The organism is Verrucomicrobiota bacterium (assembly GCA_037139415.1).
Classification (GTDB): domain Bacteria; phylum Verrucomicrobiota; class Verrucomicrobiia; order Limisphaerales; family Fontisphaeraceae; genus JBAXGN01.
In genome coordinates, this window is sequence record JBAXGN010000222.1 from 1 (window position 1) to 11,903 (window position 11,903).

8 protein-coding genes are annotated in these 11,903 nt (G+C 56.9%); 3 read left to right on the forward strand and 5 right to left on the reverse strand.

Features of this window, described 5'->3' with window-relative positions; genetic code table 11:
- Positions 1-313: hypothetical protein (locus WCO56_25970; GenBank protein ID MEI7733045.1), on the forward strand; the 313-nt coding region annotated here is incomplete at its 5' end.
- Here WCO56_25970 and WCO56_25975 read toward each other — a convergent pair.
- The 4 genes from WCO56_25975 to WCO56_25990 all read right to left on the reverse strand — a co-directional run bounded on the left by WCO56_25975 (position 314) and on the right by WCO56_25990 (position 6,948).
- Complete coding sequence (locus WCO56_25975; GenBank protein ID MEI7733046.1) at positions 314-1,411, reverse strand: hypothetical protein; 1,098 nt, start codon at positions 1,409-1,411, stop codon at positions 314-316.
- 2 nt (positions 1,412-1,413) lie between these two features.
- On the reverse strand, positions 1,414-2,097 hold the full coding sequence (locus WCO56_25980) for a DUF4956 domain-containing protein (protein ID MEI7733047.1): 684 nt from the start codon (positions 2,095-2,097) through the stop codon (positions 1,414-1,416).
- 260 nt (positions 2,098-2,357) lie between these two features.
- Positions 2,358-3,632 carry a Gfo/Idh/MocA family oxidoreductase gene (locus WCO56_25985; protein MEI7733048.1) on the reverse strand — a complete coding sequence of 425 codons (1,275 nt, stop codon included), beginning with the start codon at positions 3,630-3,632 and terminating at the stop codon, positions 2,358-2,360.
- A gap of 145 nt (positions 3,633-3,777) precedes the next feature.
- Positions 3,778-6,948 (reverse strand): glycosyl hydrolase, encoded by a 3,171-nt coding sequence (locus WCO56_25990; GenBank protein ID MEI7733049.1) that lies wholly within the window; start codon positions 6,946-6,948, stop codon positions 3,778-3,780.
- Between the two features lie 201 nt (positions 6,949-7,149).
- Here WCO56_25990 and WCO56_25995 point away from each other — a divergent pair, with 201 nt between their 5' ends.
- Positions 7,150-7,833 (forward strand): response regulator transcription factor, encoded by a 684-nt coding sequence (locus WCO56_25995; protein ID MEI7733050.1) that lies wholly within the window; start codon positions 7,150-7,152, stop codon positions 7,831-7,833.
- Positions 7,830-9,305 carry an ATP-binding protein gene (locus tag WCO56_26000; protein MEI7733051.1) on the forward strand — a complete coding sequence of 492 codons (1,476 nt, stop codon included), beginning with the start codon at positions 7,830-7,832 and terminating at the stop codon, positions 9,303-9,305. Before WCO56_25995 ends, WCO56_26000 begins: the two co-directional genes overlap by 4 nt.
- A gap of 403 nt (positions 9,306-9,708) precedes the next feature.
- On the opposite strand, the gene WCO56_26005 is transcribed toward WCO56_26000, so the two are convergent.
- On the reverse strand, positions 9,709-11,903 hold a 2,195-nt coding region (locus WCO56_26005), incomplete at its 5' end, for a DNA methyltransferase (protein ID MEI7733052.1).

Below are 11,903 nucleotides of genomic sequence, written 5' to 3' on the forward strand. Positions count from 1 at the left end.
CGCCAATCCCCAATGGTATCAAATTATTCGGCGCAGATGCGGTGTTCTGACCTTTGCGGCCAACTCGGAACAGGATACTTTCTATGCCTCGATTGACCACGGCAGTATGTCGCTCTCCGATATTATCCAGAAAGGCGCTTGGGTGTGGGACCACGTGCGCAACCGGGTTGGCGACAAAACGGTGGCAACGGCATGGACGGTTTATCCGTTGGAATCAGGCGAACACACACTGGCCATCCGGAATCGCGAAAGTGGCGCCCGGATTGAGCGTATCATCATTGTGCGCAAAGGCTTGCCGTTTGAGCCAAAATAATCACTTGGACCACTGAAGGTCCACCTTTTCACCCGGCAGCAACGGGAGATTGGGTGGCAGGCTGACGAGAATCGGCAGGCCATATTCGGGGGCATGTCCTTGGCCTGGGTTCGGCGGTAACAGGGTTGGGTTGATCGTTTCCATCTGGGTACCCACCCGCAACACTTTGCCAACCCCCACCGTTCGCTTGCCACCGCGTGACCAAACTTCCACCGGAGTACCCGGCGACGGTTTTTCGTCCAACGGCTGGCGGATATAGCCGACAATGCGATCCGAGTGAATGGCGCTAATCGTCACAATGGGTTCACCCGCAGTCACTTTTTCGCCTGACCGGCGAAAGACCGCGCTGACCACTCCCGCCATGGGCGCGCGAAGCAGGATGGGGCGGGTTTGCTGTTTGATCAGCTCTTGACGCGCGTTGATGGCCGAGGCCACGGCTTCGTTGGAAAGAATATTGGTCACGCTGGGAGTAGGGCGCAACCGTTCAATGGAACGTTCCATCTCGATCACCAATTTACCCATTTCATCCACTTTGCTTTGCAAGGCATCCCGCCGGCTGCGGGTGAGGTCGTACTCCATTTCAGTGACGGCCTTATCCTGGAAAAGTTTGGAAACCCGTTGAAACTCATTGATGGCATATTGGAGGTTGACCCGCTCGGTGGCCAGCGACACCTTGGCATTGAGCCAGTTCAAACGTAATTGTTCCAAGTCATCCAGGCTACGGGCTTGATCCATCACTAGGCGCGCCTGATCCGCCAACATCCGGGCTCGGGTGGTCTCCAATTCCGCCGCCACCGCCGCGAGGCTGGCGTTTAACAATTCCGGTTCCATGGTGGTTATGGTGGCAATCAACTGGTCTTTTTCCACCCGCTGCAGCAGGTCCACCTGTAATTCAATCACGGTGCCCGGCACAATCGAGTTCACGTTGGCGCGCACCATTTCCACCTCGCCGATCATGCTGGACGGAACCAAGGCTTTATTCCACAGGACCACAGTCATGGCCAACACCCCGCCAAAGATCAAAAACGGCATCACACTATGGCGAAATTCACGCCAATAATGCGAGGGTGGACTGGGAATGCGTGGCAGTTTATTCATGGCTACACTTCCGATTCATCCTCCGCTTTCAGGCTGGTGACGCGCGACACGCCTTCCATGGCCCGCAGTTCAGTTAACAGTTCGTCCATCCGCTCCGCGTTGCGCAACAGCAACCGATAACTAACATCAGCGCCTTGCGTCCCCTCACTGGAGCGCTGGCTGGCACAGTGCGTGCGGCGGGCGTGCCGCTCCAACAGGCGACCCAAATCCGTTAACTCCTTGAGGGAACGGGACCAATGCAGGTTCACAATCAAGTCATACCGGTGCCGGGAACCGAAGGAAGTCGCCCACAGATAAATCATAACCAGCACAACGACCGCCAACCCGAGAATGGCCAGCGAAAACCGGTGTGTCCCGGTGGCCATGCCCAAGACCAGACTAGCCAGCACGTAGGTCGTATCCAAGGTGTCGCGCAAGATATTGCGGAAACGGACGATGGCGAACACTGCCATCAAACCAAAAGCGGTGACCAAATTATAAGCCATCACCATCATCACCAAAGCCACCAACAACGGCATGATGACCAGTGAGTTGACGAACGAGCGGGAATAGGACAAGCCGGAATGGGTAAGCATATAGGTCCAGGCAATCAACTGCCCGCCTAAAAAGCTAAGCGCCAGCGCGATGACCGTAATAGTCAGGTCCATCGGCTGTGACGCATAATCACTTTGTAACAACCAATTCATCTCAACTCAAAGTTTTCCTAATTGTCACCCGTTTGAAACATGGTTCAAGCTTTTTTTATAAAAATTACACCTGGTTCGCGGCGGCCCGGTCCGCTGTAAACCATTGCTAAAAAGTGACTCTCGCCACGTACATTCCCAAGTAAGCGCGCCCAAAGTCACGCCTTCCCAACGCCACCACGTCCCGCATGATGTACTTGAGTTCCAGCCGTTGGAGCTGGAGCCGATCTCCAGCCATCACGTACCCGCCATGCGCAGGGTGGTTATCCGCGCCAGGGATGGCGGTACGGAGCGCGATATTCGCGTTTCACCAGCGCCGCCGCCGCTGGGTTGTTGAGCACCTGTTCAGTCGCCGCATCCCAAGTAATCCGCGCGCCAGCCTGGTAGCTAACCATCGCCAGTTGCACGGTTGCCGCCGAATGATAGGCGTCTTCCGGCTGGCAGACCGGGGCCTGCCGGGACCGCACGGATTCCAGAAAATTGGCCATGTGTTTCAGTCCCATATCGGTTTTTACCTCGTTGACCTTGCGTTCCGCCTTTTTATCCTTGGAAACGACGATCCATTTGGCATCCGTGGCAAACACGGTTTCCTGCTCGCCAAAAAAGAAAATCCCATTTTCCACCTCGGGCGCATATTCTGCGGCACCCCAGATGTGGTGCCGCCAGGTAACCGGGCATCGCGCAAATTCAAAATGGGCCGTCAATATATCGGGCGTGGTGATTTTGCCTTTGTGGTAGTAAATGCCGCCGGTGGCTTGCAGGGTGCGGGGCACGGTCTCGCCGAGCACCATCCGCGTGGCATCAACCAGATGAATGCCCCAGTCCACCAAATGGCCGTTGCCATATTCTTTTTCCAACCGCCACGCAACATGGCCAATCTGAGGACAATAAGGCAATTTTGGGGCCGGTCCGCACCAAAGGTCCCAGTCCAATGACGCGGGCGGGTCTTGCACCACGGTATCACGCAGCCCTGCCGTGTAATGGATCTGCGCCTCAACGGCGATGATTTTGCCGGCCTTGCCTTCATCAATATATTGCTTGGCTGCCTGGATAGCCTGGCTTTGACGCCGCTGGAAGCCAATCTGGATGACCTGAGCCTTCCGTTTTTTGGCTGCGTCCACCATGGCCCGCCCCTCCCGCACATCATAGGCGAGTGGTTTTTCACAATAGATATCGAGCTTGCGCTCCAAGGCGGCGATAAACGGCAGGGCATGCCAATGCGGTGGTGTGGCAATGATCACCGCCTCTAATCCCGGTGTTTCCAGGAGTTGTTCGTATTGCTTGAACAATTTGGGCCGCGTCCCTTGCAGCTTCTCGAGCTTGGCCGCAGTCTCTTCCAAGTGCTGGGCGTCCACGTCGCAGATTGCCAGCACCTCCACCCCGCCCACTTTGAACGCCGCGTTGATATCTGACATGCCATACCCGCCGCAACCAATGACGCCCAGTTTGATTTTGCGGTCATCCGCCCCGGTTAATACGGATGGAGCGGCTAGCGCGCCGGCGGCGGCGGTTCCCAAGAAAGTACGACGGTTCATCATATATGCAATGGTTGCTCCGGCGAAACCCCGATCACTACATGATCGATTCCACCAAGTTTCTTGTCACCTTACAACATGCGTTGAAAATTTGCAACGCGAAGATGCAAAAATGAACAAGCGCGCGCGTGATTTTCAACAGGGAATTTCATCTCAAATTCACCAACCTGAAAGATTCGAATAAACCGTAACCGACCGTGTGATACTCCTGGCCCGGCGGTGGCCCGGTCTGCGGTCCTTTCTGGAACATGGCCGGCCACGCGGTGCCCAAGGATGGATTATTGTGGTGCGGCCCCAGCGTATTTTTAAGAGTGCCCACCACCGTGACTTCAATGGTGTTCTCACCAGCTTTGAGGAAACGGGTGACGTCGCATTGCCAGGGCTGGCTCGCAATGTGTCCGGCAGGTTTGCCATTTACCGTCACGCGCGCAATCGCGCCATACCACTTGGGCAGGGTAACACGATATTCACCCTCCGGTCTGCCCAGTGTGAACCGTTGGCGATACGTCACGCCTTCCGAATAGAAAGGATGTCCCTGAGTGTTCCAGTGACCCAACTGCAAAGTGGTTTCCGGCTGCACGACGAACCCTTTGTCCGTCGCGGCTAGCGTGAAGTCACCCAATAAGTAGGCGGGTTCCAGCTCATGATACATGGTCATGGGCGTGGCGGTAATCGTGACCACGTTTTCGCCCACACGCGCGGCGGCCCGCAGGTCCAGGCGGCCAAACGCCTTGTCGAGCCACCAAGCGCCGGGGCTGGCTTGCAGCGCTTTGCCGTTGCAAGTGACCTGATACAAATCAGGGCGTTCGATGACGATCTGCAGATTCGCCGGCACACGGTCGGCAATCACAAACCGGTAGCTGGCCTCGAACCCGCTGGTCGGCGGAAACTTTTTAGTGATCAGTTCATCCTTGAACTGCACGGCGCTATCCCACGGGTTACGATCCAAGCCATTTTTCTGAAAGACCATCTGTTGCGCTCTGAAAAAATACGCCTGGGTGATGGCCCCCCCGCCCGCTTTCGCATCCACATAATCCAGCGTCAACACGTTAGGGCCGATGCGACGGATTTCGGGAGCGGTGCCGGTAATTTCGGTTTCGGTCAGGGTGGGGGTGGACCACGGTTTCATCGGTTTGTGCGATAGGAACAGGAGCAGGCTGCCAGCAGGCGGCAGCTTGAAGGCGGATCGCACTTTCCCGGATTCACTGGTGAACGGATACGGCTGATTTTTTCCGGTATCGAGATCCCATTGCTCGACGCCGCCGGATTGACTGAGGACCTCGCCTCCTTGGGATTCCTCCAGGCTGGTATTCACCAGGAACAACAACTCGCCATCCGCCAAATGACGGCGCTGGTGGAACAAGCGGCCATGATCCTTGACGTTGGGTAAAATTGTAAATGACTCCAGGCTGGCGGGGGATAACGCGGCCAGAACATCCTCCTCCTTATCCGCAGCGACCCGGCGGCAATTGGGATGCGCCAGCAATGCAGTCACCCGCGTTGCCTCCACGCCCTCCAGCCGGCTGAGTGATTCCGAGGCGCAAATGACGCGCCCGCCCGCTTTTAGAAACTCTTCCAGCAGTTGCACGGTTTTAGCGTTAAGCGTTTCGGTATACGCAGGCAACACAAGCGTGTGGTACGCGCGCTGGCCCACCACCAACGTTTTACCCGTCACCGCGCCATGCCGGGCCAGGATATCTTCGCTGCCAAGATCATATTCTACTTGGGCGGCTTCGAGCCGTTCCAGGAGCCAGTGAAAGCTGTTGCCGATAAAATCCAGATTAGCGCCCATGTCCGGCTTGCCGCCCTTGGCGCTGCTCACTTGGGCTTTGGCGCTGGCTACGCCGTTATACATCCAAGCCGTCGTGGTGGGTTCCAGAATCAGGATTTCGTTGCGCTGCTCCCCCTGCGACATCGCCACCGCCAGCCGTTCAAAGTATGCGGCGGAAACGTGGTAATCGTTCCACCACGGCTCATGATAGGAAAAGGACTGGGGATGATCCCGTTTGCGCGCCCCGCGAATCGTGATGTATGAGAGATGTTGGTCCATCGTTTTCACCCCCAGCACGTACAGCCAGTCCCCGATGCGTTTCATGTCCTCGAACCGCAAGTCCCAGCCACCCGCGCCATACGCCTCGCACAAGGTGCGGCGGCCGAATTGGTTGCCCACGCTGCCCAGTTCTTTCACCGCGCGCACATTGCCAAACTGGGCGTGGGGATCGCCTTCCTTGTACTGGTTCATCAGGATGTCAATGGCGGGGCGCTGATGCCATTGATACATGCCCATGTTATCCGGCACGGAAACGGTTTTTGGCCACTCATGCTCCCAATAATGCCCCGTAAATTCGAGATGATTGGTTTCGCAATAGGTGAAATACGGCTTGCCCCAGCGCTCGGAAAACAACTCATGCAGTAGTTGAAAATAATTATGACGGACTTTCTTCCAGTCGCCCACCGACGTGAACAGGCTGGGCAGATTATCCAGTAAACTGTATCCCCACCGTTTTTGAAAGGCGGTCGGGAGATCGTCCGTCCACGGCAAACCGCCAGCGGGGCGGATTTCCGGTTCATCCGTGAAGGAGCCCGGCAACCGTTTCCCGAAATATCGGCCGAGTTCCTTGCGATATGCCTCAAGGGTCACTTCCAGAAACTTCTCTGTAACCCCCGGATACAACAAATCCACATAGGTGCGCCCGCCATGCCAGGGGCGCGGTTGGGCGCGCACGATGGATGCCGCGAGGTATCGGCCAGTCGGCAGTTGGGTTCCCTGACGCACCTGGTCCGTGACCGTTTCCGTACCTGTATCGCTCAGCTTGAACACGGCCAGCATCGTATTTGTCCAGGTCGGCGCTGCCTTCGTCTCGGACAAAGCCAATCCGCGCCCGCGCGACTCCGGCATCAGCTCCGGCACCCAGCCGCCGGCAAAACCGGAGGGATACGAATTCTCATCGTAAATCCACAGGTTCATGTCCAGGCGCCCGGCTTCCTTGAGGGCGACTTTCCACAGCCGGAACCAATCCTCACCCAGATACGGCGTCATCAGGCCGGGACGCGGGTGTACAAACGCCTGCTTGACCTGTTGGCTGGCCAGATCGCGCAACGTGGACACCACTTCCTCCTCGGTGAGCATGTCATTCCATACCCAGAGCGGCGCAGTGCTGTATTCACACGGCGGCTTGGCAAAGAGGCGTTTGACCGTGCGAGATTGAACCGGGGTGTTTGCGGCAAACACCCCGTGGGCAAACATCAAAGCGGCCATGGTCAGGCCGCCCCAATGGCTTGAAGCGGTGACCTTCATTACGTGTCCGTTGGTTTTCATAGCGTTCTGCCTAGGTTGGGCCAGCCACCCGCAAACGACAAGCCAAAAAGGGCCGACCTTTCCTTGAAGTCACGGCTGCTTGAAAATCGGTTTATTCCAGGTTGAAACCGTATGACATTCGTCTCAGTGTGGGATTTCAGATTAAAAATTTTTAATTATATTCCGTTCGACTTCACGGGTGGCGGGAGGTAAGCTGGAGGGGTGAAAATCCTGGTAGTGGAAGATGATAAAAAGTTGGGCGGGTTCTTGCGTAAAGGGCTCGAAGCTCAGGGGTTTGTTGTGGATTTCAGCGAGAACGGCGACGAGGGTTTCCTGCTGGCCACCACCCGTGAGTATGACTCCATCGTCCTCGACATCATGTTGCCAGGCCGCGATGGCTTGAGCATCTTACGCAATTTACGCGACCGCAAGGCAACCGTTCCGGTGGTGTTGCTCACGGCCCGTAGCGCGCTGAATGAGCGGCTCGATGGGCTCAATCTCGGTGCCGATGATTATCTCACCAAGCCGTTCTACCTTGAGGAGTTGGTCGCCCGGTTGCACGCCTTGATGCGACGCGCCTCCGGCCAGCAGAAGACGCTGCTGCAAAACGGCGGCGTGACCGTGAACCTCATGACCCGGGAGGTGAAGCGCGGCACGGAAGTCATCGAATTGACCGCCCGGGAGTTCGCCTTGTTGACGTATCTATTACGTTCACCGGGGCGGACGTTCAGCCGCGCCCAAATTTGCGAACACGTGTGGAACTACCATTTCGACCCCGGCACGAATCTGGTAGACGTGTACGTGCAGCATCTGCGTAAAAAATTAGGTAGCGACAGCGGACAGCCTTTCATTGAGACGGTTCGCGGGGTGGGCTACCGGATTCCAGAGGAACAAGCACGGTTGTGAACTTGAACTCCTTTCGTCTCAAGATTGCGCTGTTATCGGGACTGATTACCGGATCACTCTTGATCGGATGCGGCATGGTTCTGTGGCAGGTGTCGTATCAGTTCAACCTCGACCGGCTCGACCGGGAGTTGCGCAACTTGGGCTCACCCCATCTTGAGCGGGTGCTCGGTGGGGATCACTGGGTGCGCTTTGAGAGCGCGCTCCGGTTCGTCGCCGGCAGCAACCAGCCCTCCGCCTACATCCTCTGGGTGAAAAGTGAAGATCGGGTGATTTACCAATCACCGGATTGGCCGCGCGGACTGGATCCCGAGTCGCTGCCACAACTCACCAGCTACGAGGCTCCCGGCGTTCTCGAGCTTGGAAAACCATTGCCGCCGCCACCGCGCCGGGGTGAGGAAATTTCCGCCCGCAACCCCGCGCTACCGCGCAAGACGCCGCAGTTCCACACGCGCGAGGCGGGTGGCCGGACCTGGCGCATTGGGGTCATGGGAAACCCGTACGCGACCCTCATCCTGGGCGCCGACATCCACGATTTCAACACGCGGTTGCATGACCTGCGCAAAACCTACTTGGCGGCGCTGCCGGTGGTGTTGTTCCTGGCCGGGCTGGGGGCTTGGTTCCTCGCCCAGCGTGCGTTGGGGCCAGTCTCTACCCTCACGCAGACGGCGGAACGCGTCACCGCGCGCGGGCTTGACCAACGGATTCCAGCGATGCCCCGCGACCAGGAATTCAACCGCCTCATCACCGTCTTCAACGAGATGCTGAACCGCCTCGAAACGAGTTTCACCCAGGCCACCCGTTTCAGCGCCGATGCCTCGCATGAGTTGAAGACGCCGCTGGCCCGCCTACAAGTGGAATTGGAGCAGGCCCTGGCCAGCGCCCCCGACGGTTCACCGCAACAGGAGGTGTATGGCAGTTTGCTGGAAGAAATCCACCGCCTCAAGGCCATCGTGCAAAAACTCCTGCTACTCTCGCTGGCGGACGCCGGGCGGCTCCAAATCCACTGCGCGCCAGTCAACCTGACCCGGATGTTGGAAAACATCATCGAAGATTGTCAGGCCCAGGTGCCCGCGCTAACCATTGAGCACGAGCTGGCGTCCATGGTGCAGGTTCAGGCCGATCCGGATTTGCTGGAGCAAGCGCTGCAAAATCTGGCGACCAACGCGATCAAATACAATTGCGAACCTGGGCGGATTCGGTTTGAACTTCGGTTGGAAAATGAGCAAGCCCTCATCCGAATTGGGAATACTGGCCCGGGCATATCCGCAGCGGATCGCGAGCGCGTGTTCGAGCGTTTCTACCGGGCCGATCAATCCCGCAGCGGACGCGTGGAGGGCGTTGGGCTCGGCCTGAGTCTCGCCCGCGAGATTGTACGGGCGCATCAAGGGGAACTGTTGCTGGAGCCACCCCAGGAGAATTGGACGTCCTTTATTATGCGGATGCGGGGGCAGCCCATGTCATCTACCATGTGAGGTCTCGTGGGCACCGGCGGGAAGGCATCTTCCACGACAACGTGAATCGCGATCCCAACGTACGAACTTAAGATGTGTCCGTTGAATTGCAACGAGCCAGCGTCATTAATTGACCACGCCGGATATGGCCCCTAACTTACGTCCAAGACGTTTCTAGCCCCAAACCGCACCTGTACCATACGCCACCGCTCGCCATATATCAACCATGCAAACCCTATCAGTCTCATGCGTCCCATAACTCCCATCCTTTGAAATTTGGGATTTGAACTGTCTCTTTCGTCCCATTAGTCCTGTCCTGAAATCTAAAATCTGAATTTTGCAATTTTCAATGCCCCACGTCTCATTTTTTTGCCCAAAAAAAATTTCTGCCATGTCCGTCCCCCCTTTAGCCTTCATACTTTCCCTATATCATCTCATCCGCATTCTTAGCCCGTGACGTTTTCGCCTTCTTATCCGTGCCCGCTTTCCCCTGTTCCTCCTGGGCGGCGCGTTCCAGGTTCAGGGCTAGCAGCCGTTCCAGAATCTGCTCGTCCGATAAAGTGGCCAGCCAGCCGTAGGCAGCGGAGACGGCAGCGTCCAATTTCTTATGGGCGAGGTCCAGCCACATGGGGCGTTCGTTGTAGAGATTGGTCAAAGTGCGTTTCTTGAGTTTGGCGGCACACTCAGCGTCGAGTGGTTCCAAACGCGGATACCGCACCGTGCCGATTTGGAAGCTGCCGCGATCCCGAACGGTGCTGCGGTCAATGTAACGATCCCACGGGCCACCCACCGTGCCGGGGAATTGGAGCACACGGGTTTCCGTCCATTCCGGAGGATTGAGCCAGCTTTCGCGCAACTCGTTCAATGCCTTCGCCGCCGCGGCAATCGCCGCACGGTGGCCCGCTGGCGTTGAGGGTGGCCCGCCGTAGGGTGGCGCATCCTCTTTAACCTCGTAGAATCGGGTCGTCATCACGGTATCCCAGCCACCATTCGCCGCTGGCGGTTCCGGAGCGGGTGGCGCAGAAGCCTGCAAGTCGTCTAGGAACGGAAAGGGAAACGTCTCGAAGCAAACGGTTGGTCGGTATCGGAAGCCAGATTCGCGCTCGCGCACCTGTGTCCCTTGGGCATATGCCCATACCTGGTGAATGTTAGATTGAACCATGCCGAAGAAAAAATCATCGTCTCTCGCAAAGACCACGGTTTGATCGTCTGTCACTACCGGCCACTGAAACCACACGCAGACGCGATGTTTCGCAACGCGTGGGAGAGCAATAAATCTGGAGACCGTGGCAAGCGCGGAACGCATTTCAGGACGCACTCGCTGCAACTTCCACCAGTTCTCGCGGAGCCATTTGTCGCGATTACTGTCGCGCTCATTTTTAACGCGCTCAACAACAAGTTTGTGTGGTTGCTCATAGTGGCACGCAGCGCTGAGGGTCCGTTCATTGTTGTCAATTAGCCAGCGCTGAGGTGTTCTACTTAAAACGTCTTTGCCATTTAGGATTGGCTTTAACACATCGCTGTTTGGCTTGCCGTTTGGGTTGCCTTCTGAGCTTAGAAGGGAAAGAGCTTCATTTTCTATAATGTCGAAATCCCCACCCTTGGTTGTCCCAATGAATGCGATATTCGAGTTCATCATCAACGGAGCAGCCTTTGTCGTGTCCGCAGTCGCAGTGAGGTTTGCGTTAATTACCGCTACGGCTTTATCGTCTAAAGCGCGGTCCATATCCGTACCGTCGTCAAAGCCGACCATGCTAACGTGAACCATTGCCCCGTTGAGAATCCATTCCCGGTCGCTAATGCCAAAAAATATACCGCCGCTATCTTTAATGCGTTTCAAAACCTCGCGGTTTGCCCCACCCCGGATGCCTTGTGTTGCCAGTAATCCAGCGCGTTTGCACTTATCATGGTCAATCTGAGTGCGAGCCTTCTCAAACCAGTAACAGCAAAGGTCCGATTGGCCGGGAATTCGATTGCCATACGTGCGGCGAAGTTGTTGCACATAGTTGTCACCAAGTTCACCACGCATGAGCTTGTCACCCAAAAATGGTGGATTCCCCACAATCACATCGCACTTGGGCCATTCGCGCTCCGAGTAAAACTTCAAGTCATCATCGCCCGCGTGTTCGCCCGCTTGCGCTTCTTTCAGCGTCTTGGCTTTGTTGCGGAAGTGCGGCACCAGTAAGGCGTCTTCATTCTGGAACCCGTCCAGATTTTGCAATACGGGTGTGCGGTTGTTGTTGAACCCGTTATCGCGCCGCCATTGCAGGTAGCCGATCTGCACGGAGACTTGCGCCAGTTCATACGCGTAAGGATTAATTTCGATGCCCCGCAGTTGTTGCACGCTGACTTCCGGCTCGAACCGCCAGCCGAGTTGTGCCGCAAAGGTGATGACCTCTTTTTCCAAGCCCAGCAGCATCTGGAGCGCCACGTAGAGGAAGTTGCCGCTGCCGCACGCCGGGTCGAGGACAATGATGCTGCGCAGTTTCTTGAGAAAGGCGCTGATCTGGGCGCGCTGCGCGGGCGTGCCCTTGCCTTTGGCGTAGGCGGCGGCCAGTTCGCCTTTGAGCGCGGCCCATTCCCGGCGCAGCGGCGCCATGAGCACCGGTTCCACCAGCG